The organism is Candidatus Babeliales bacterium (assembly GCA_035455925.1).
In the GTDB taxonomy this organism is placed as follows: domain Bacteria; phylum Babelota; class Babeliae; order Babelales; family Vermiphilaceae; genus SOIL31.
Window position 1 is genome coordinate 1 of record DATIEE010000006.1, and the last position, 22,904, is coordinate 22,904.

General features: G+C 30.5%; 23 protein-coding genes. 13 read left to right on the forward strand and 10 right to left on the reverse strand.

Annotation, left to right across the window (positions count from 1 at the left end; genetic code table 11):
• Positions 1-289: 289 nt before the first annotated feature.
• The 5 genes from VLB80_00630 to VLB80_00650 all read left to right on the forward strand — a co-directional run bounded on the left by VLB80_00630 (position 290) and on the right by VLB80_00650 (position 4,299).
• A complete protein-coding gene (locus VLB80_00630) occupies positions 290-1,546 on the forward strand; it encodes a hypothetical protein (protein ID HSC24709.1) in 1,257 nt (418 codons plus the stop codon).
• 235 nt (positions 1,547-1,781) lie between these two features.
• Positions 1,782-2,258, forward strand: a complete 477-nt coding sequence (locus VLB80_00635; GenBank protein HSC24710.1) for a polymorphic toxin-type HINT domain-containing protein — start codon at positions 1,782-1,784, stop codon at positions 2,256-2,258.
• Positions 2,230-2,664, forward strand: coding sequence for a hypothetical protein (locus VLB80_00640; protein ID HSC24711.1), 435 nt, complete (start codon positions 2,230-2,232; stop codon positions 2,662-2,664). Before VLB80_00635 ends, VLB80_00640 begins: the two co-directional genes overlap by 29 nt.
• Positions 2,665-2,677: 13 nt before the next feature.
• Entirely contained in the window at positions 2,678-3,289 is a 612-nt protein-coding gene (locus VLB80_00645; GenBank protein HSC24712.1) for a hypothetical protein, read from the forward strand.
• Between the two features lie 272 nt (positions 3,290-3,561).
• Entirely contained in the window at positions 3,562-4,299 is a 738-nt protein-coding gene (locus VLB80_00650; GenBank protein HSC24713.1) for a TlyA family RNA methyltransferase, read from the forward strand.
• A 35-nt stretch (positions 4,300-4,334) separates the two neighbouring features.
• Here VLB80_00650 and VLB80_00655 read toward each other — a convergent pair whose 3' ends face one another.
• Positions 4,335-4,826, reverse strand: coding sequence for a hypothetical protein (locus VLB80_00655; GenBank protein ID HSC24714.1), 492 nt, complete (start codon positions 4,824-4,826; stop codon positions 4,335-4,337).
• A gap of 536 nt (positions 4,827-5,362) precedes the next feature.
• Here VLB80_00655 and VLB80_00660 point away from each other — a divergent pair.
• Positions 5,363-5,893 carry a hypothetical protein gene (locus VLB80_00660; protein ID HSC24715.1) on the forward strand — a complete coding sequence of 177 codons (531 nt, stop codon included), beginning with the start codon at positions 5,363-5,365 and terminating at the stop codon, positions 5,891-5,893.
• Here VLB80_00660 and VLB80_00665 read toward each other — a convergent pair.
• A complete protein-coding gene (locus VLB80_00665; protein ID HSC24716.1) occupies positions 5,890-7,161 on the reverse strand; it encodes a hypothetical protein in 1,272 nt (423 codons plus the stop codon). The genes VLB80_00660 and VLB80_00665 overlap by 4 nt on opposite strands.
• 185 nt (positions 7,162-7,346) lie before the next feature.
• Between VLB80_00665 and VLB80_00670 the strand changes: the two genes are divergently transcribed.
• Positions 7,347-8,387: a C39 family peptidase gene (locus VLB80_00670; GenBank protein HSC24717.1), complete on the forward strand. Its 1,041-nt coding sequence runs from the start codon at positions 7,347-7,349 to the stop codon at positions 8,385-8,387.
• A 286-nt stretch (positions 8,388-8,673) separates the two neighbouring features.
• Here VLB80_00670 and VLB80_00675 read toward each other — a convergent pair whose 3' ends face one another.
• From VLB80_00675 to VLB80_00690, 4 genes are all read right to left on the reverse strand, one after another.
• The gene (locus tag VLB80_00675; protein HSC24718.1) at positions 8,674-10,428 is read right to left on the reverse strand and encodes a family 1 glycosylhydrolase; all 1,755 of its coding nucleotides are present in this window, start codon (positions 10,426-10,428) and stop codon (positions 8,674-8,676) included.
• A gap of 331 nt (positions 10,429-10,759) precedes the next feature.
• Positions 10,760-11,293 carry a hypothetical protein gene (locus VLB80_00680; GenBank protein ID HSC24719.1) on the reverse strand — a complete coding sequence of 178 codons (534 nt, stop codon included), beginning with the start codon at positions 11,291-11,293 and terminating at the stop codon, positions 10,760-10,762.
• A 30-nt stretch (positions 11,294-11,323) separates the two neighbouring features.
• On the reverse strand, positions 11,324-11,872 hold the full coding sequence (locus VLB80_00685) for a hypothetical protein (GenBank protein HSC24720.1): 549 nt from the start codon (positions 11,870-11,872) through the stop codon (positions 11,324-11,326).
• Positions 11,873-12,208: 336 nt separating this feature from the next.
• Positions 12,209-12,835: a Maf family protein gene (locus VLB80_00690; protein ID HSC24721.1), complete on the reverse strand. Its 627-nt coding sequence runs from the start codon at positions 12,833-12,835 to the stop codon at positions 12,209-12,211.
• A 104-nt stretch (positions 12,836-12,939) separates the two neighbouring features.
• Between VLB80_00690 and VLB80_00695 the strand changes: the two genes are divergently transcribed.
• Positions 12,940-13,404, forward strand: coding sequence for an adenylyltransferase/cytidyltransferase family protein (locus VLB80_00695; GenBank protein HSC24722.1), 465 nt, complete (start codon positions 12,940-12,942; stop codon positions 13,402-13,404).
• Positions 13,405-13,905: 501 nt separating this feature from the next.
• Here the strand turns inward: VLB80_00695 and VLB80_00700 are convergent.
• The 3 genes from VLB80_00700 to VLB80_00710 all read right to left on the reverse strand — a co-directional run bounded on the left by VLB80_00700 (position 13,906) and on the right by VLB80_00710 (position 15,652).
• Positions 13,906-14,106 (reverse strand): hypothetical protein, encoded by a 201-nt coding sequence (locus tag VLB80_00700; protein ID HSC24723.1) that lies wholly within the window; start codon positions 14,104-14,106, stop codon positions 13,906-13,908.
• 13 nt (positions 14,107-14,119) lie between these two features.
• On the reverse strand, positions 14,120-14,281 hold the full coding sequence (locus VLB80_00705) for a hypothetical protein (protein HSC24724.1): 162 nt from the start codon (positions 14,279-14,281) through the stop codon (positions 14,120-14,122).
• A gap of 660 nt (positions 14,282-14,941) precedes the next feature.
• Positions 14,942-15,652 (reverse strand): class I SAM-dependent methyltransferase, encoded by a 711-nt coding sequence (locus tag VLB80_00710; GenBank protein ID HSC24725.1) that lies wholly within the window; start codon positions 15,650-15,652, stop codon positions 14,942-14,944.
• A gap of 299 nt (positions 15,653-15,951) precedes the next feature.
• Here VLB80_00710 and VLB80_00715 point away from each other — a divergent pair, with 299 nt between their 5' ends.
• Together VLB80_00715 and VLB80_00720 are read left to right on the forward strand one after the other, a co-directional pair.
• Positions 15,952-16,332: an iron-sulfur cluster assembly scaffold protein gene (locus VLB80_00715; GenBank protein HSC24726.1), complete on the forward strand. Its 381-nt coding sequence runs from the start codon at positions 15,952-15,954 to the stop codon at positions 16,330-16,332.
• Between the two features lie 20 nt (positions 16,333-16,352).
• Positions 16,353-17,483, forward strand: coding sequence for a DNA double-strand break repair nuclease NurA (locus VLB80_00720; protein ID HSC24727.1), 1,131 nt, complete (start codon positions 16,353-16,355; stop codon positions 17,481-17,483).
• Positions 17,484-17,663: 180 nt separating this feature from the next.
• Here the strand turns inward: VLB80_00720 and VLB80_00725 are convergent, their stop codons facing one another.
• Positions 17,664-18,146 (reverse strand): nucleoside deaminase, encoded by a 483-nt coding sequence (locus tag VLB80_00725; GenBank protein ID HSC24728.1) that lies wholly within the window; start codon positions 18,144-18,146, stop codon positions 17,664-17,666.
• A 209-nt stretch (positions 18,147-18,355) separates the two neighbouring features.
• On the opposite strand from VLB80_00725, the gene gyrB reads away from it, so the two are divergent.
• The 3 genes from gyrB to VLB80_00740 all read left to right on the forward strand — a co-directional run bounded on the left by gyrB (position 18,356) and on the right by VLB80_00740 (position 22,893).
• Entirely contained in the window at positions 18,356-20,791 is a 2,436-nt protein-coding gene (gene gyrB / locus VLB80_00730) for a DNA topoisomerase (ATP-hydrolyzing) subunit B (GenBank protein ID HSC24729.1), read from the forward strand.
• Entirely contained in the window at positions 20,791-21,768 is a 978-nt protein-coding gene (gene tilS, locus VLB80_00735; protein ID HSC24730.1) for a tRNA lysidine(34) synthetase TilS, read from the forward strand. The genes gyrB and tilS overlap by 1 nt, the downstream gene beginning before the upstream one ends.
• Positions 21,769-22,002: 234 nt before the next feature.
• On the forward strand, positions 22,003-22,893 hold the full coding sequence (locus tag VLB80_00740) for a phosphotransferase (GenBank protein HSC24731.1): 891 nt from the start codon (positions 22,003-22,005) through the stop codon (positions 22,891-22,893).
• Positions 22,894-22,904: the final 11 nt, after the last annotated feature.

Below are 22,904 nucleotides of genomic sequence, written 5' to 3' on the forward strand. Positions count from 1 at the left end.
TAATAATGATCTTTTGGATTGATCGGCCCTGCCGTGTTGAAATAGCGCATATAGTTTATTTCCCAAATTTATATTATTTATTGTACTTATAATGCTTATATTCTATAATTAACATTAGTGATTAGTTAGTCAAAGTCAATATAAAAACCATTTCATGTTCTAATAAAATATATATTTTTAAATTTTTATAATTTCGTTCATTAATACCATGTATCAGTATAAAATTGCACGCATAATATCTTTTTGTTTTTTCATTAATACACTGTTGTTACACAGCCTTATTTTACCTATGGAATTGTTTACATTTACGCCAGAACTAGAACAAGAATTTTTACAACATAAAAAAGATGTAAACGTTTTTCTTAATGAATTATTATCATTAAAATTATCAACAGCACAGACCAAATTTAAGGCATTAAAGCCGTTTACTCAAAAAATGGTTTGGGATAAAATTAATCATCTTAAACATAATCCTGAATTTCCTTTCTTACCATTACAACTTGCTTTTGGATTATTACATTTACCAAAAGAGCTTCAGTGCCGATTGATTAGTGAAGATTTTACTGGTCAGTATAAAGAAGCATCCAATCTTCCAAAGCTTATAGAAGAAAAAACTATACAAGATATATTTTTAAATATCGCAGAGAAAGTAGATATTTTAAAAAATTATAGGATTAATTGGTGGGAGTGTCATACAGGTTATACGCTTACTGTGCGAGAGAAACTGCTACTTAACTCTGAACAAAAAAATCTCATTCAACAAAATCTTCAAGAAATAATTTTTAGTAAAAAACAACTTCATATATTTGACTCGCTTCCCCCGGAAATAAAAAATAAAATACAACCATATCTTTGTTTTATATGTGGTAATGGAGGAGCAGATCGTAATTATCGTATATCATATTTTAAACGAAGAAAAATTTCTGTATTTAATTTTTGTGAACATATAATTAAAAAAGTGGTTGTTTCAAATTCTCCCTATATTTTATCAATTGCTGGGCTATTTCTTTATTTTAAGTATTGTGTTAATCCTGTATGGGATGATATATCTAACCTTATTCAAGAGAGAAATAATCGTTTAATGAGTAGTGTAGCAGAAACTAATCGTGTTTTAGATATTGTGGAACAATTAAACTTTATAAAGCACACAGGACCGCTCATGAGGCCTACTTTTGTAAGTGAATATTGTGGAAGTTACAGTGAATTATCAAGGAGATTAGTACCATTATTTCCTTTATTTTTTATTCTTCCTGGAATGACAATCTATTATGATTATAATTATATAAAGACTATCTATAGGTTATTAGAAGTGACTATTGCTTTCGGTTCCGTCAGCTTTTTTCTTTCAGTAATTTCATCTCCTCTTTTATATATAATAACAACTAATAACATTTTAAGTTTAGTTCTATTTCTAGGTGTTGTTAGTACGTTTGTGACATTATCAATTCACGATTTTCTTTCCTGGGAATTTAAAAAAATTAATTTTGCTAAAGAATCGCTCTTAGATTTATTGAATGATCCTACTATTGAAATTAAAGATGTTTGAAAATGGAAAGCCAATTTTTTAAGCTATTAAAAAAATAAGATATAGTTATTGTATAAATATAATAACTATATCTTATTCAGTAGAGTTGGTATGAAACAAAAATTATCAATTTTTATCTGTATCCTTGGCGTATTGCTGTGCATATCGCTAGCGCAATCAGAAGGGTTTGCTGCAGATACATTGGTATATACTCAAAACGGCATAGTTCCTGTCAAATGTATTGTAATTGGTGATAATGTTGGAATGTACGGAATGTACGATATCATTTGGAGGCATCGTTACAGAAATACATCACTGTAATGTAGATCGTTTTATAAAAATAATTGTTACTAATGACTGTATATGTTCTGCATCAGATCAAAAATTTTATCTAGCTGATAAAAACAGATGGATTTGTGCTGATGAATTAATTGTATCAGATAAACTTTTATGTGGTGATGGCAACGTTGTTTGTATTGATATGATTGAAATTGTGTATCAACAGCAAGAAATGTATGCATTGTCGGTAGAAAAAAGTCATTTATTTTATGTTGGTCATGCAGGAATTATTGCACATAATATAGAACCAGTCAGTTCAACAACCGCTGTTGTTGCAGTACTTTCGTTTATATGTCCTCCGGCAGGAGCTGCTGTAATAGTTGGAGAAATTATAGCATTTGGTTTTGTTGGTCTTGGATGTTATTGTGCACATAAAAAAACTTCAAAAAAATAAACAGTATAATAGATATCCTCTGCAAGATCGCATAGCCAATGCATGTAATTGTGGAGGAAAGCCGCCAAAGCATGAAGATGATAAGGAAGAACATCCGAATGGCATTTACGAAAATGCTAAATATCATCATAAAAATAGTAATGGATGTAAAAATGTTTGTCCTAAAGATGGACAATGGTGTTTAGATAATTCATTTTCAGTGGGAGATTCTGTACATCGAATTAGCATAGAAGACGGCATGTTTGTTATATTAAAACAAACTGCTCCACGAAAATTTCATGGTTATATCATCAAAACCTGGGGAGAATTATGCAATAAAGGGTCTGCTACACAATTGATTAGAAATGCCTTTATAAATAATGGATTAGTTAATAGATCAGGTAAAGTTATTGCTAAAAATATATAAAGGATTAAAAAAAATGGACAATAATGAAATAGTTTTCTTACTTAATCACAAAGAAAAAATACGTCTTACGTTTCAAGGCTTGTTGCATGAAATTGATTGTTGTGATGATGGATTAATTACATTTATACAAGATTATTATAAAATTATATTAAATGACGGTTCAATTCGTGATGCTATTTATATTTTAGGTATTTTATTACAGAAATCGTTAAATAAAAAATTGCTTTTACCTGAATCTATAAAAGAAGATATTGGTTTTGTATATAATCAGTATAATTATTCTCTTTGGTTAAAAGATGATTTTATAATTACTAATCCTTTTTTAGATAAAAATGTAGAAGAAAATAATGTATGGATAGGAACAATATATCATTTATGGGCTTTTAAGGAATGTGTAACATGGCTATATAATGATAAAAATGGATTAATTATTTTTGAAATTACTCCTCTTTATCCTTTTTTTTATGATACCCCTAAAGAGTTATCTTCTATTTCATATAATGAATGGATTAAAAATTATAAGCCTTATGTTATAAAGGTAATACCAAAAGAAATAGCGCAGCAATGGTTACAGCAGGCAAATGCATTAATAAAACAAATAGATGCAAATATAGTGAGAGATTGACGCAAAGAAGCTATTAATATATAAAATATTTATGGTTATATTAAGGCATCTTAAAAACAACCTTTTTTTAAGTTAAATTACATAGTTATATTCTTCATGAAATTCATATTGATTTATATTATAATTATTCATTATTGCTCATTAGACCGTGTGTATCAGTTATTTTTGTAGCGACTAATCTGTTTGTTAATTTTGATATTATACCGTAGAATACGTGTATGAATAGTTACATCATCGAGAATTGTGAATATTGTTAAAATAGAAATGCAAGCATGGCTAAAATAAAAAAACGACTTGATGTCAAATTACAGGAATTATTACCAGAGTATGATGAGCGCCATATTCAAAGCTGGATCATGCAAGGAAAAGTTTTCGTTGATGATGTACGCTGTACAAAACCAGGAATGCAGGTTGCTGATGATGCAAAAATTTCTCACACTATTCAAGAGCCACAATTTGTAAGCCGTGCTGGTTTAAAATTAGAAAAAGCTCTCGATTATTTTAATATAGATGTAACAGGCTTAATAGTAATGGATGCGGGTATTTCAACCGGTGGATTTACTGACTGTTTATTACAGCGTGGAGCAAAAAAGGTATTTGGTGTTGATGTAGGATATGGCGATGTTCATGATAAAATACGCAAAGATGAGCGCCTAGTTTTATTAGAAAAAACAAATGTGAGAATATTAGAATCTGTTGGTGAATTGGTGGATTTAATTACGCTTGATTTATCATTTATTTCTGTTTTAAAGGTCATGTCAACCGTTGGTAAAATTCTAAAAAACAATGGAAAATTGGTTGTGTTAATCAAACCACAATTTGAAGCTAGCAAACACGAAATTGGTAGTGGTGGTATTGTCAGAGATGATAACATACGTAAAATTATCGTAGATACGGTAGTTAAGGGTATTGTGCATTATAGTTTTGAATGTATTGGTGTAATAGATTCACCGATTGTTGGCACAAAGGGAAATAAAGAATTCTTAGCTTATTTCATACGAAAAAACTAACAATATATTTTAATCGGTATTTTTTTATCGGGTTTTTAAACATTTCCTAAGGTTTGTAATAATTGTTTATTACTGTCAAGTCCATTTTCAATTGTTTGAGCAGGTGAAAATCTTTCTTGTTTATTGTGTATACTATTAAGAATTTCACCTAAATCATTAATTGATAGTAATAATTTTTTTTGTAATTCTTCTTCTTTTGTTACAATAGCTGTTGAACCAATAGGGCCGAGAAAGGCAAGCCCCAGTGAATTTTTTTTATATTTTTCTTCGATCATTGTTAATTCTGATCCTATTTCAGCCATAGTTATGGCGTGCGCATCCATATAAAGAGGATGTTCTTGTAGGATATGCAATTGTCGTTGTGCGGTGTAAACTTGATCAATAAAACTACGATCAAGCTCATGAATAATTGATTGCGAATGCATTTCTATGTATGTAACAGTGCGATCAAAAGCGATTTTTACAAGAAATATCAGTATATAGAGAAAAAAAATATCTCGAATTCTTCTGAAAATTGAGTAATGCATTGCAAAACCTCTGTATTTGAGTGCTATGTCTTGTATTTTTTTTATTATATTTAATATAACATTTTTGAGTAAAATGGTCAAAAATGGACTATTTTGTTTTATTTTTATGGTTTTATATATTTTAATCTATGTTCCAAATAGGAAAGTTGCCATATGATGCGGTGTATGCTGTAACAAATTAGAAAATCATTGCTAATTAGTAAACCCAATGGAAAAGAATTTTCTATACCTATAATTTATGATACAAAAAGTAAAAAAAATAAATCACTCATAAGAGCTATTGGAGAGGTTTTTTATTATGGGTTAATATTTGGCGAGGAGTCTATTGTTGTAACCTTCTTATTATGATGTAAAAGGATGGAAATTATTATTTTTGTTCGTTAGATAGGTCAACAAATTTCTAAAGTGTTGAATATTAAATTTTTAATATATAGCTTAAAATTCATATCAAATAAACTAATTTGACAGACTGCAATTCGTTTGATAAAATTGTAATGCATAATTAAGATCCTAAACTCACATATGAAGGTTTATAAATGTTTAAGTTAAATAGATTCTCGGCAAGCATTATGTTTTTATCAATTAATTTTTCAATTGGTATGATTCAGTCAGAACAAAAAACAAGTGAAGGTAACGTAGAGTTTATAGATAGAGAAAAACTTTCTCAGGATACTATATCAGAATTAAGCTATAATAATACTAAAAAATTGATTTTAGATTATCTTGATACATTACCAAAAGAAAAGATAATCAATTTTATGAAAGATGCTTCTGTGGTCGTTCAATCGACTACGGTAAATGTTGCAGGTAAAATTGAGAATAATTGTTCTCATTCTACTCAACTTATAAGCGCAGGTTTTTTTGGTGCAGGATTATCTAATATCAGATGCTTAAGGATATTATCAAGTAGAAGCTATTTTTTAGGCGGAGCCGTTACCCTTGTTGCAGGTATTTTAAAATTTGAACCACGTTATAATACAACAAAAAAACAGAATATCATACCTAATAGACCTAGTATAAATTTAGATATTCCTCAAAGCCATAATGCGTCTAATATAGAAGTTTAAGATTCCTTTTTATTCCAGACGCTTGACATTGAAAACAGTTGTAAATTTGAAAAGGTATCACGTATTTTTCCTTGTTTATCTTTTCGTTTTATGACTGTTTTGTTGTGATAAGCATTAATTAAATCTGTATATGTTTCTATTCCTTCAAAAACTTTGTTAATAGCTATTTCATGCAATTTGCCATAACCATGTGCATAAGAACGAGCTTCAATTAGTAAATTTTTGGCAATGTCGGACACCACCATAACATGTCCACGAATTAAAATTAGATCTCCCTCAGATAAAGACTGATTAGCATCTAATAATGTAAGACATTTTGGGATTGTTGTTGTATTTTTACAAAAATAGGGAATACCGCATATCTGTGTTGCACGTATAATAACCCCTGAGCAATCAAAACCACTTTTTGGCGAACTAATATCATTTTCATAGGCATATGAGATTATGTCTCCATTGTTTGTTTTTTTTATTATCTCTTTAAATGTTTTACGCGTTGTATGTGCAAAACTTGTTCCTCCCCATGTATAAGGAATACATCCATCTTTTATAGTAGTCCATTGTCTAAGTAAATTAACGTAATCAGCTATGCGATCTTGAATAGATTGTGTTGTATTGATAATTTTACATTTATTACTAGGTATTTTTATTAAAACCTCTTTCATTCCTGTGTAATCAATCGCAAAAGCGTCAATTGTAGTAGTTCGCTTTTCTGTTGCCGTTGATAGTGCGCGGGTAAATCGCGTTCCTACTGAGAATGTTAGTTTTAAGTTAGGATCATAATGAGGTTTTGTTAATGTTATAATATTAGTATGTGTAAATACATTACCATCTTTATCTGAAAAATCTATTGGATCGGGAATATGTGATGTAGGGATGTTGTGTAATATAAGCTTATCATACAAAGTAATTTTTTTTTTAAGGAGCCAGTAGTTAGTTTGAGGTAGTGATGAGGAAGGAGTAAGATAGTATGAATGCATAATACTGACAAGAGCCTCATTTTCAGTTGTTTTTATTACATTAACTGTATCGTTATACAATAATTGATGCAATCGTGGGCATGAGAGAGAGTTCGTTTGTGCACTGCAAAATGTTAATGCATTATAAGCGCTTTCTGGATGTTCATCAGAAAAAATTGTTGTTATCGGTTGTCCGACTAAATCGACAATTGGAACGTTTATAATTGCCTTTTGCCCCGAAAATAAATTTTTATTGCTCATGTATGAACAGGATAAACAAGCCAAAATAATGTAATGGTATATATGTTTCATTTTTTTCCTTTATACGATAACCATAACGTAGCGTATATCATTAAGTACATTTTTTGCCATTATTTATTAACTGTTTTTTTAATTTCATTTAGAAATATTGATAATTAATTTATTCAAATGTTACTCTTGGTGTGTAATTATGTTGAGATGAGTTATAGATAATACAAGGGGCAATAGTGATAAGAATGATAATGGCGTTACTATGCATAGCATTTTCGCTATCATATGGTGGTGACGGCAATCCTATTCATCATTGGACATGGACATACTCTAAATATTTTTCAGAAAGTTTATCTATAGCAAATACTTATAAAAAAATTATATCTTTCACGCAAGAAAATGTGCCACCATTTACACAATTAATTTTTTCATGGAATGCTTTTCGACCAAAAAAAGATTATTTTTCTTTTTACGTGCAAGTTCGTGATGCTATAACAAAAAAATGGGGTTCATGGCATCACATGGTAGATTGGGGGGATAATATGCAACAATCATACTTCAGTAAAAGCGATGGTTTTTCTTCTTATTTTCATGTTCGACTTGAAATAGACGATAAAAAAGTTTCTGATGCTTTTCGTATAAAAGTTGAGTCGCAAAAATCAGTATCATTATCATTAATCCGTAATTTTACCGTAACAATTTCTGATTTTAATAATTTTAAACCAGAAATATACGATAATGTTCTTTTTAAAAATTTACCTTCTATTCATATTTTAAATGTTCCAGAAGTCGCACAATTTGCACTTGATCATGTTGATAAATCTCGTATATGTTCACCTGTATCATGTTCCATGGTTACTAACTATATTACAAAAAAAAGGCTCGATCCGCTTGATTTTGCTGCAGGAGTTTTTGATAAAGGACTTGATATATATGGTAGTTGGGGGTGTAACACAGCACATGCATTTGAGCAGGTTGGCGGAAAAATGTGTTTTTTTGTTAAGCGTATGAATTCATTTCTTGATTTACATGCATATTTATTAAAAGGAATTCCCATTATTGTTAGTGTTCGTGGCAATTTGCCAGGTGCCTTAAAATCATTTCCTCATGGACATTTACTCGTGGTTGTTGGATGGGATCAACGTACACAGGAACTATTATGTCATGATCCTGCAGCGAATAATGATGATATGGTTTTTAAACGCTATCCATTAGTATATTTTTTACGAGCCTGGGAATCTTCTCATCGATTGGCGTATATTGCCGAAGCTGTTAGTAGAGAATAAGTACAATGATAGAGTAATTTTTTTTAACTTAACTATAAATGTATATTTTTTTTGATTTATTTTTATTGTTTACTGGGCTACTAATTATCATTGATTGTTTCCTAATTATTGAACAATTCACTTGTTGACTGTTTTATTTGTGGTGTTACTATTAATCGTTTTCCTTTATTTTTATCGATTAAAAGATCAATGAATAATATATCTTTCATCTATAATAAATTTTTATCAATGCTTAAGCATAACTAATGCCGATTGAATTATTTGCTTTTTTTTAAATTGTGTTTTGTCAGCACATAGATGGTTTTTGATAATTTAGAAATGACTTAACAAAGTTGGCATAATAATGAGAGCCTTCTTTTAGGGTTATTTTGAGATAATCTGGTGATTTTTTATCAAAATTTACGGCAAAAAAACCATAACATTTTGAACCAAAACCTTCAGGGTTTTCTTGGGTTGGCCATTCATAATTATCATGGGCAGCCCATGGTAAATAGCCAGTGACATAATATCCATCGATTATTAATTGTGTAATGGTCGCAATCGCACGTTGGAAGTATCGTGTACGTTTAACGTTATCTTTGGTAGCAATGCCATTCTCAGTGATGATAATAGGTAATGGTTTACCATCTTTATTTTTGCGTTTACCAAGAGGTATAGTGATATTTTCTGCTATCATTTGTACTGCGCGATAAATTCCTTCAGGGTAATTGCGATAATTTGGATTATCCGTGTAGCGTTCTTGATCTTCTTCGATGAGTTTGTTACCAGTAACTTGCTCAAAGCCATTTAAGAATCTATTAGAATAGATATTCACACCAATCCAATCAAATGCTTTATATGCATCTGGATGATAGCGATATACATTAACTCCTTTTGCTTGTTTCATGAATTTAGCATTAGGGGTATACATACAATATTCACCATTGATCAAAAAATTAAAGGTTCCACCTGATTGTATGTATGATGCCATTGCGCAACCTAATGAAGTTTTTAATCTACTTCTCCAATTTTGTTGACTGTTATGATGAGGATCACATAATACGACGTTGATTTGCGTTCCAATTGAAGGTTGTTTTATTAATTGATTTTCCTTTTTTAACGCAATATATATTTTTTGAATTTCTAAAGCAGTATCGACAAGTTCGTAGTACATATTGGCAATTACCGTATGTGTTTTTTGTAAATTGTCTTTTTCGCCTGGTGTTCCTTCACCGGTGAAATACCCTTTAAAGGCGGGACCTTCTGGTGCATTACACATAGATAGAAGACAATTACCAAGTTCAACAGCTAATTCTTTATAAACAGTAGTGCAAAATCGTTTAAATAATATACCATTTTCTTGTAACTCAAATCCTTTCAGGTCTTCAAACCATGTTGGTACATCATAATGATGAAATACCACTATGGGTGTAATATCATGCGCTAGGAGTGTATTAATAACATTGCCATAGAATGTAATTGCTTGCATGTTAAATTCTCCGCAGCGTGGCTCAATTCTATTCCATGCAAGTGAGATGCGAAACGCATTAATATTAAGTTCGTCTTTCATTTGTTTAATAATAGTTTCGTAGCGATTATAAAAATCAATAGCATCTTCAGCTGTTGGTAGTTGTGCTATCTCTTTGCAAAAACGTGCTGCTGCAGAATTTTCATCAAGACCACCTTCAGTTTGAAGAGCTGAACTTGATGCGCCAAAATAATGCTGTTCATTATCGGAAGTTATTGTATTACTTTGTAGTGCTTTATGTAGGTTTATAGCGCTTTGTTCTGGTGTACATGATGTTGAGTTGTATATATTTTTTAATTTTTTTTCAATAGCAATATGGTCGCTTTTTGTGCCACGTGCATGATTATGAAGAGCTTTAGCCATTATTGATGTGAATTGTACTCGCTTTTTCATTGTTATTTGAGTATTTTTTAGTGCCGCAGAACTTTTTTGTAGTATGTTGGGCAGGGCATTAATGTTATGTGTAATTATTAAAGTTGATGTAGCAATGATTATAAGCTGTAATAGCGCCATATGATTCATTTTGTATGTCATTTAAGATCCTTTTTTGACAAAGAGAAGCTATAAATTTCTATCTGTATTATTAGGATACTCGTTATTTAGGCATTTGTCAAAAGGGCTTAGAGCACTATTGTTGTACAAAAAAGTTATATAGTCATGAGCAAGATATAAAAAAATAATATTTGTTAAAGATTTTTCAATTTTCATATAGTTTTTTGCGTATTATTCCCAAACAATCATAAAAACAAGAAAAAAAACCAATGTAGCGCTGCACATTGGTTTTTTTTCTTGTTTGTTATTAATAAAAATAGATATACAATTACAAAAAAAAACTAATTGATTCTAAATTTATCTTAGTAAATATCTATTGTAATCTAAGTTTTGTTCGAGCTGCATTAGCAATAGAAGTCATTATTTTATTTAAAATACCTTCAAGAGTAAAAAGGACATTTGTTGCTTCTCTTTTATTACTAAGTGTCATCTGTCCTTTACGAAGATTAATAATTTCTTTAGTTAAATTATTTCTTAAATTATCAATTCTGTTAATTTGATTCTTAATTTCTTCCAAATTGGAAGATTCACGAATTATTCTTACTATATTTGTAAACAAAGTTTTATTAACTAATTCTATATGTGACAGAGCATTAATTATACTAGAATCCTTTATGCCAATAAGGTTTTTACTATTATCGATTATAAATTCTCGTGCCATTGCAAATGTATCAAACCAATTATTAAACAGTGACGGATTAAATTCAACTTGATTAATCCCATATTCCTTATTCTCAAGACTTCTCGCCGATTGCAATAATCGCGAGTTCACGTCAATTGAAGTTGCTCCATATAATCCAGGCACTACTACTAATAATACAGCAAATAAAACAGATTGTTTTTTCATAAGAAACACCTTTTTTTTGAAAAAATTAATTTATCCCCATTTACTCATTTTTTCGTCAGATTTTTTTTGAACGGCTGCAATCATCCTTTGCAGAAAGCCAGCAATAATAAGAACAATTTCTCGTGCTTCCTCTTTACTCTTACTAAAATTAATTGATTGTAGTTTATTCCTTATAACGCTCATATTTTGAGTCAAAGCATTTTTGATTTGTACCAATTTATTGCTTTCTTCATTAAGCGAACTAAAGGTTGTTGTAGGATTACGAACAATAGATATTACTTTAGTGCATAATGTATTATTTACATCCAAGAGGTAGGTTATAGCTCTGATTATATCAGAATCTTTAATACCGATAAGGTTTTTGCTATTATCAATGACAAATTTTTTTGCTAATGCAAGCGTATCATACCAATTATTAAATAATGAATCATCAAATCCATTTGGATTCGTTCCATATTCGTTAGCTTGAAGTTTATCCATAGCCTGTGATAATCGATTGAATACCTCATGCTTTGTAAATGCATTTAATCCAGTTACTATTGTTAATAACATACCAAACAAAATTAATGGCTTTTTCACGACAAAATTCCTTTTTTTAAAAAATAATGATTAAATTATTGCTATTAAATTTAATAATAGCAATATTAACAATCTAATAGCAATAATTTAATCAATGCAAAAAAAGAGGAATATATTTAATTATTAGGTTTCGCTAACAAATTGACTTTTTATTTAACTGAGCAGAAAACTCTTGCTTTGCAAAGCCGATAATGAATGCGATTCATAATAAGCGAAAGGTTGAGATGATGAGTCGAAACCTATAACGTAAATTTAAAATCTTCATAATCATAAATTCCTTAATTAAAAGTACCGGCCTAAAGGCCGGTTGAAGTTTACTATGTTTTTTATTGTTATTCATTCAGTTAACTGTACAAAAAAACCTAACTTTTCAAGCGCTTGACGTACCTCAAAAAGCGGGAGGCCAATGATAGTAGAATAAGAACCGTGCACTGTTTTTAGAAACTGATTTCCAAATTTTTCCACTGCAACTCCACCAGATACATCTAAAAATGGCGTTTTTTCAAGATATGTATCAATCCATTCATCAGAAACAACAAATAAATATTCTGCTTTAACAACATCAGCAATTCTGTTATCAATAACCCAAGCTCCCGATCGCCATATTTTTTTATCCAAGCAAAAGGCTGTACACAAAAAGGCTCCTTTAGCAATTGCTTTTATTTTTGCAATCGCATCATTTCTATCGATTGGTTTTCCGTGAATTACTCCCTCTGTGTCATGTGACATTGTATCTGCAGTTAATACAAAGCAAACATCACCTTCCTCTTTACCATGAGGAAGTATGACATGTTGCATTTTATACACCGCAATACTTAAAACTAACTGTGCTAATGGAAGATTCCAATCACACCGTGATTCATCAGCATTTTGATCAACAATAGTAAATAGTATTTGAGATTCTTCTAATAACATACGTCGCGACTGTGACTTAGAACCGAAGTATAAAGTATTTTTAACCATATCATCAACTTTTTATAAAATTTTTAAGATAAAATTGTATTTTTATATGACAAACTCAAGATTTATTTATTGATCAAGCTAAACAAACAAATTATACTTATTATATGCAAAATCAACAATATATTCCGGCTCAAAAGCTTTTAATTCCTGCCGACAAAAAAATTATTCTTGTTGGAGGATGTTTTGATGTTATTCATTTTGGACATTTACGATTTTTAGAACAAGCAAAAGAAATGGGGGATTATCTTGTAATAGCCCTAGAATCAGATGAACATATTTTACACTATAAACATCGTATACCTGTACATAAACAAACAGAACGTGCATATAATTTAAATGCTATTCGCCATGTTGATAACGTAATTATGCTTCCATTTTTACATGATTTTAAAGATTACCTTCAACTCGTACAGACCATTAAACCACATATAATTGCAATAACTAATAATGATCCTCAAATGATCAATAAACAAAAACAAGCTGACGTAATAAATGCACAGCTTATAATTGTAACCAATATAATTGAACCATTCTCTAGTTCTACAATAATAAAAAATAACTTTACATAATATCAGATAAGCTATATAAAAAACATCTAAATTTCGTAGATCTAATTTGGTCTCATCAACATAATCAAAAAGTGATCCAAGGATATTTCTGTTTTTCATCATATCATTGACGCAACTCCTGGTTGGCTTCCTGAAATAACTCGTGAAAAAAATTAAAAGAAAAAATCTGCTGTATTTTGGTGGCTATATCACATAACAGTGGATCAATAAAGTACTTCTTAATGGCATGCTTCTTGCCATTTTGATGAATAGAAAATCCCTTTTTACCATGATAAAATTCAACTGACCCTCAACGCTTAGGAGCAAAAATTGATGCAGAATTAATGTATACTTTATTCATATCGCCATGTTCAATTGCTCCCGATTCATAAGGTACCAAAACTAAAAGACGGTTTATCATGCGATTTATTTGATTCTACAATATCCAACTGCATTGAAAAAATAGGTGATGAGACTAATAATAGATATAAAATTTTTTCATAAGAATATCCTGTAAGTAATCTATTTTAATGGATTCAAATACCATTCTGAAAAAGTACCAACAACTATATATCCTATTGCGAATGATATAAACCATTCTATAGGCAATATAGTAGCTTTTCTAAATTCAAAATATAAAGCTATATTATATGAACAGTAGCATGTTAATGCTAATAATAATAATCTTTTTATTTGTTGTTTAAGACAATGAACTATATTCATTTTATTTTATACTTTATGGAGTGGGTAACATACCAATTTTACCATGATAAAGTTCAACTAACCCTAATCGCTCAGGAGCAAAAATTGATGCAGAATTAATGTATACTTTATTCATATCGCCATGTTCAATTGCTCGCGATTCATAAGGTACCAGAACTAAAAGACGGTTTATCATGCGATTTATTGGAACTTACAACATCCAATCGCATTGAAAAAATAGACGATGAGATTAATAATAGATATAAAATCTTTTTCATAAGAATATCCTTTAAGTAATTTATTTTAGTGAATTCAAATACCATTGCACGAAAGCACCAAAAAAAATATATGTAAATGAAAATATAATTAATGACCCCAAAGATAAAGTTGTTGGATCTCTCCATCCAAAATAACACGCAATAGGATAGAAAATACATGTAGTTAACACTATTAATATATATAATGTTATTTGTTGTTTAAGGTAAAAGACGTAATTCATTTTGTTTTTTATTTATGAAGTAGGTAATATAATTAATTAATGAAACTATAGTCAACGAAAACGAGAAAAGAAAAACATTGTAGTTAGAACATGTTGTGGCTAAAACATGAATATGTCTCCTGAAAATTTCTGCTGAGTAATTATTGAGCAAAACAATATCACATATTACTCAAATGATAAACAAAAGAATAATTTTAAAAACCGTAAAGCATTCAAAGAAGAACAACCTCCATTTATACGTCCTTTAGCTTTGAGTGAAAAATCACCATAATTCATCTGATTAATTGAAAAATAACCGTCTTGTCAGAAAATGTTTAATTGTTCTTTTGTAATGTCACGTACCAATAGATCAGTAATTTATTTTTTTTGTGCAACCACACTAAAGATATGTTCCATAACATCTTCATCATTTTTTTCACAAGATTCTGTAAAAAATTTAATATCAAAATTTTTCAATAAATTTAAAACTTCTTCTCTAGTAAAAAAACTCATGCTTCTTTTTTCCCACCAACCAAAAACATCGTGTTTATCGCCAAATAAAGAAACCGCTAATATACCATTTGCTTCTAAATGATTAACTATAGCATTCCATGTTTGATGAAAATTGTTTTGATCTATAAAAGGTAACGTATAGATTGCACAAATCAAATTAAATAAGGGAAGATTATCCCATGGTATATCAGTAAAACTTTTATGAATGAGTGTTAATTTATCTTTATAAGGTAAAACGTCTTTCCTATTGCTAATTATTTCTATTGATTCCTGTTCTCTATCATTTGACCAAACAATCCATCCTTTTTGTAATAAAAATGCTGTTTCATTACCTGCTCCTGCTCCTAAATCTAATGCCTTTTTTTCCTGACTTGATGATGTATTATATACCTCTAAAGCTCGCATTAATAAAGGTCGTGGCTCTTGATACAATCTTCTCTGAAAATGAGAATGCCAATCTCTTGTTTTCCAAAAAAAAACATAGTCATTAAACCAATTTTTGAGATATGTCATTGGAAAAATTACTGTTGTACTGGTGAAAGCAATCACAATAATCAATTGAGTTATTTTTTTCATTATGCATCCTTATATGAAAAAAAATAAATAATATTTATCAAATATATTCTAATAGTAACATATACAAGAGAGGGGAAAACAATAGTTAATTAAAAACAATAAAATTAAATAATCACACTTTAATTCTATTGTTTTTTTAATTATAGTATAAATCCATTGGTCTATTTAATTTGCATTCAATCGGTGTGAAGTAATTTATACTTTTGTCAATTTCCATTTGTTGAGTAATTACGCATTAATTCTTCATGCTATTTGTGTTAGACTAATTGATAATGATAAAAAAATGAATGGATTATAGTATGTTGAACTTATATCAAGAAATATTAATGGATCATTATCGTAACCCTCGTAATCACGGAATTCTTGATGTGTGTAATATGCGCGCCGAACAGCGTAATAGCTCTTGTGGTGATGAAGTGATTTGCACCGGAACTATTCATAAAAATGTTTTAGTTTCTATTGCTTTTAAGGGAAAGGGGTGTGTAATTAGTCAAGCAACAGCATCAATCATATCTGAATTTGTCATGCATAAGCCTCTTGATGCTATTCTTGTTCTTGATAAAGATGATCTGATTAATATGATTGGGATGCGATTGGGACCAGTTAGACTATTGTGTGGTTTGTTATCATTAACCGCTTTACAACTTGCAATCAGTGATTATAAACAACGTAATGAATAAATAAAAAAGAGAGAGTAAGCATGTTAGATCGCGTAAAGCTATTAGTAGAGCTTACACGGGTTACCGATCAACTATTTGTGGATACAACGTCTTCATATAATCTTGCTCAAGAGATTTGGCACGCAATCAGTAAGGATTCAACATTTTTATATAAAGTACGACAAGTTAATAATGCACCATGGCCAGTTCCATTGTGGCAAGGTAACGTAGGCGATATAATTCCTGTTGAAAGAGCTACGTACCCCCATGTAGTTCTTTCTGTTGATGGTTCTCAAATTTATCCTGATCGACATAATATTTTGTCATGTTGCTTGATTAATACTGGTTTTGTGGTGCTTCCCTATAATTGTAAAGGAATGCGAGTACAACTATTATCGCAACCAACAGTATTTGCTGGAGTTGATGAAAATGGACAACCATTTACTACCGATAGTGTCAATTGTAAGCGTCAGGAACTTGAACTACGAGCAGGACTTCATTTGGGTAAAAAGATAAAAAGTGAATACAGCGACACTGCTCCCACTATTTTATTTTTTGATGGATCATTAATTTTTTGGCATTTATCATCAAAAGAAATACATGTTAGAGACCAATTTTTGAGCACATACCTTGCATTATTAGATGAACTTTATCATGAAAAAATATTACTATGTTGGTATATTAGCACACCAAAAAGTAAAGAATTAATCAGTTTAATTCGTTTATATTTATGTAATTTTGATGTTGAAAACAAAGAAGCATATGCATTGGTTGATAGTGTAATTGATAGCGGTATTATGCAGAATGTTTTAATGCCTTATACGCGTTCTATAGTTTTTAGTAATCATAGCAGTATCAGTGCTTACTATCCTCATCATCTTCGGCCATTTTTCTTTTATATTCATACAGGTAGTGAAATTGGCCGTGTTGAATTACCTGCATGGGTTGCGCAAGATACAATGATGGTTGATCGTGTTGCGCAAATTGTTATCGATCAATGTATTAAAGGAGGGGGTTATCCAGTTGCGCTAGCTGAAGCTCATGAGCAAGCAGTTGTCAAAGGTCAAGATAGAGAGTTTTTTTATCATTATTTACAAAAAATGGGTATGGAACGTAATTACGCACAGGCTATCTCTCGTAAAAGTTTAAGGAAACGCAGTATTGGCATTTAGTAAAAAACAAGAAAAGTAGTATTGCAATTAATTGCGTCATGGCAAAAAAATAAAAAATTATCTATATAATGACAAAAAAAATAGAATTGTATTTTGAAAAATTGTGTATCAAAAATGAGTGCATTTTTATGATGATCGGCATCATAAGTCTATTTTTTTATATATTTAACAAAAACAATTTTATTTTTTACTAGCTCTTTTGCTGTAAAAAAAATCTTTAAGTAATGCTGCTGTTTCTTCAGCTGCCACTCCTTCAATAATTAAAAAATTATTTTTTTTAATTAACCAATTCTGCTCCTCATTATCACGATGAAAACCAAAAAGAGGTGACTGCGCACCATAAACGACTCCTGCCAATCGACTTAATTTAATTAATCCCATACACATCGAGCAAGGCTCAAGCGTTACATACAACCAATGTCCGGATAAACGCCAATCATTACAGTGTTTACCGGCAATTTCTATTGCCAAATTTTCTGCATGCGCTCGCTGTGTACAATCACGTTCAACAGTATTATATGCCCGTGCTATAATAGCACCTTCATTATTAACAACAACGGCTCCAATAGGAACTTCATTAATTTCATAAGCGCGTCGTGCTTGATCCAATGCTGCATGCATAAAAAAAATGTCTTTTTCTCTTCCAAAAATACTCTCTAACATCCATTTCCTCTCTATACTTAAGAATAATTCAATATATTCACTACAACCTTAAACAATCTCCGAAAAATTGAATATGAATTCCTTTAATAATCGACTTTTTTTATTCACTGCTGTACAATAAATATATAATAAATAATGCTGAATTAATTATATAAAACTACAAATTTCATCTATTGTGAGTACCCCAAAAGAAAGGGTCGGTTACTATTATGACTAAACAAGTAAAAGAATATGCAGCGCAATCCATCCGCGTGATGGAAGGTCTTGAAGCAGTTAGAAAAAGACCTGCTATGTACATCGGATCAACAGGTCCTCAAGGATTACATCATCTCGTTTATGAAGTTGTTGATAACTCTATTGATGAAGCTCTTGCAGGTTATTGCGATACTGTCAATGTTACTTTGCATGAAGATGGATCATGCTCAGTAGAAGACAATGGCCGCGGAATACCAACGGATATTCATCCTACAGAAAAGGTATCTGCTGTAGAAGTTGTACTAACAAAATTACATGCCGGTGGTAAATTTGACAAAGATACATATCAATTTTCTGGTGGTTTGCATGGTGTAGGTATTTCTGTTGTAAATGCTCTATCAGAATGGACTCATGTAACCGTTTACCAAAAAGGTAATATTTATTATCAAGAATTTAATCGCGGTAAACCAATAAAATCACTTGAGATTATTGGTACAACCACCAAACGTGGAACATTGGTTCAATTTAAACCAGATGCAGAAATTTTCACTGAAACCACTGATTTAAGCTTTGAAACATTATCATCTCGCTTGCGCGAGCTTGCATTTCTTAATAAAAATGTTCGTATCAGTATTAATGATGAACGTACCAATAAGCACAATGAATTTCACTTTGCCGGTGGAATTGTTTCATTTGTTGAGCATATTAATAAAAATAAGTCTCCTTTATTTCCTGAAGTTATCTATTGTGAAAAAACAGATGATAAATATGTTTTAGAAGCTGCTCTTCAATATAATGATGGCTACGGTGAGCAACTGTTTTCATTTGTTAATAATATTAATACGGTAGAAGGCGGTACTCATGTCTCTGGTCTTAAAGGGGCATTAACTAAAGTTTGTAATAAAAAAGCTCAAGAATTTGGTGTCTTAAAAGGTACTGATACTTTTTCAAGTGAAGATGTACGAGAAGGATTGGTCTGCGTATTAAGTATAAAAGTACCTGAACCACAATTTGAAGGTCAAACAAAAACAAAACTTGGTAATAATGAAGTAAAAGGCATTGTTGAATCATGGTTATTCGCATACCTTGATATTTTTTTTGAAGAAAATCCAGCTATTGCAAAAAAAATTGTTCAGAAAGCTGATATTGCACGAAGTGCCCGCGAAGCTGCACGTAAAGCTCGTGATTTAACGCGAAGAAAAACAGTTCTTGAGGGAATGATTTTGCCAGGAAAACTTGCTGATTGCACGTTAGAAGATCCTGCGCTAACTGAGATTTTCATCGTGGAAGGAGATTCTGCAGGAGGTTCTGCAAAACAAGGACGTGATCGTAGCAATCAAGCGATTTTACCATTAAAAGGTAAGATCCTAAATGTTGAAAAGGCTCGCCTTGATAAAATATTATCAAATGATGAAATTAGAGCTCTTGTTTCAGCAATCGGTAGCGGTATTGGACAAGATTTTGATCTTAATAAAGCTCGTTATCATAAAATAATTCTTATGACCGATGCCGATGTCGACGGTTCTCATATTAGAACTTTATTATTAACCTTCTTTTTCAGATATATGCGACCACTCATCGACCAAGGCTATCTTTATATTGCGCAACCACCTTTATATAAAGCTAAAATTGGCAAAAAAGAACAATATCTTAAAGATGATATGGCATTTATGCAATTTCTTTTTGACTGGGCACAAGAACAAACGGTACTTACGGTTGATGATAAGGAGATGGAAGCGGCAACGTTATCAAATGTCCTTACTGATATTCAGGAATATGATAGTAAGCTCAGCACGTTAAGCACTGATTTTAAAATATCTTTTGATCAATGTAACGCGCTTATTGCAGCGTTACACAAATATCCATGGGAAAAAGAAAATGGAATTGACCAACTATTAACGCATCTACAAAGCTTTTTTTCTGGGTATGCAGTAGCTTTTGATAGTCAACACAATAATAATGATGATTCAACTGATACAAATGATGAAATAGAAAAATCAGATCAACGCAATCTCCATACGCGAATTTCATTTAAAATGATGAGCAAGCATTGGGATATACCTTTAAACTTTTTTTCAGCATCAGAAGTTAAAAAAACAGTTGCTATGTTAAATAAACTAGCTATTGTTCAGGATAATCCATGGACATTGACCATTACGGGTAAAGAACGTGCAATAAGCGGTATTGGTGCAACTGAATTTCTTGCTGCGATTAAAGCTATTAGTAAACCGTTTATGAATATTCAACGCTATAAAGGACTGGGTGAAATGAACCCTGATCAATTATGGGAAACAGCGATGGATAATAAAACACGATCGCTGCTTAAAGTTACTATTGAAGACTCTTTAGAAGCAGATCGCTGGTTTTCAACATTAATGGGTGAAGATGTCGAAGGAAGAAAAGAATACATCAAAGACTATGGTAAATTTGCTAAAAATTTAGATGTATAATGAATCTTTATCAAAATATTGAAGCTTTTATTGCACATCATGCACTCATAAAGTGCGATACAAAAATAATAGTTGGGCTCTCAGGAGGGCCCGACTCTGTTTTTCTGCTTTATTTTCTTGTCTCTTTACGCAATAAATATTCATTGACATTTATTGCCGCACATCTTAATCATGAATGGCGACCTGAAAGTGATCAGGAACAGGAATTATGTCGTAACCTTGCACATAAGCTTGCTATCCCATTTATAACAAAAAAAAGATCGGAGTTCTCTATACCCTTCAAGCAGAATGGTTCACAAGAAGAGTATGGTAGAAAATTACGTCGATATTTTTTTGAAAAAGTAGCCAATGAATATAATGCTAATACTATTGCGCTTGCTCATCATGCACAAGATCAAGAAGAAACATTTTTTATTCGTCTTATTCGTGGATCAAGTTTATCTGGATTAACGGGAATAAAAGCAAAAAATGGAATGTATATCAGGCCATTACTTGAAATTAATAAATCTGAAATTGTTAATTGGCTACACAACAACGATATTATCTATGCAATGGATACCAGTAATGAATCTTTAAGTTATTTACGTAATCGTATTCGACTTACCGTACTACCAGCATTGCGTTCTTGCGATAAACGTTTTGAAACAAATTTTCTCACCACACTTAATCGACTTAAAGCAACGGAACTTTTTTTAGAAGATCTCACAAAAAAAACATTTGAGGAAATTTCATTTATACAAGATACTCACTTTTATATCCACATTCCTCAATTCCTTGCTATTGATAGGCTATTACAGCATCGCATAGTAATCCATTGGTTTATCATTGAACATGTACCCTTTTCACCATCTGAAGCATATCTTAATGAGGTTATTCGATTTATCAATAATCCTCACGGTGGTAAACATGAAATTCATACACAATGGTCTCTTATAAAAGAACAAAAAACTATAGTAATATCACGTAACAATATATAATAACTTACATAATAATTGTTTAATTTTTAATATTAATACAGCCTATATAGATATTGCACAAGTATATTGTATATATGTACCAATGGGAAATGATGTATATAATTAAAAAAATTTTTTCTAAACTAACACCCTTGCTATTTTTTTTTACTAGTATTGAGAGTGTATACGCTTCAGAAAATGACGTAATTTTAAATGGGTTTAATCAATTCATAAATATTATTTATAACTATAAATGTGAAAAAATTAATGGAGGATTATCATACAACACACAATATATATACAGTAAATGATAGTAAATACTTAGTGCGTATTCTTAAAGAACCGCTTTTAATACGTCAAAACGAAGTTATTGTACATAGTGCTGCCGCTGATAAATTTATAGCACCAAAAATTTATCACCATCAACACACCAAAGAATTCTCTCTTATTATTATGGATTTTATTCCTGAATCTACGCTCTCTCTTGAACAAGCAAAAGATTATTATACTATTGATTTTATAGCACGAAAAGTTAAAAGCATACAAGAGCTTGATTTGAATTTTACCCTAAGAACAAGAAACTTATTTACTGTAATAATTGAAAATTATGAAAAAATAAAAAATAAAAATTTAATTATAGATCCTATTTTTGAAGAAATATTAGATAAAGTTAAAATTATTTATCAAAAATTTGAGAATAATGCTCGTCCTTTAGTTATTAGTCATAATGATTTGCATCCAAGAAATATTTTTTTTACCGGAACAGATGTTATAATTATTGATTGGGAAATGGTAGGATTTAATGATCAATTTTATGATTTAGCTGTTTATTCTTTATGTGCATGCCTTAATGAAAAAGATGATTTTTACTTATTAAAGCAATACCTACAAAAAGATCCTTGTAGCGATGATATGCAACATTTTAACATTGTTAAATTATTAGCAAGAGTGACATATGTTTTTAGTACATTTGAGTTTTTAAATCATATTCCTGAAGTCCTTTCTGTAGAATCGTTCAACAATTTTGAATATTATGAAAATATCTTTGCTCAGGATAGTACTGCTAATTCTTCTGAATTATTGCTAGCACTTGGAGTAAGCCAATTACAATTATTTTTGGAAGAATATAAAAGTTTTAAAATTTAAAAATACATTCC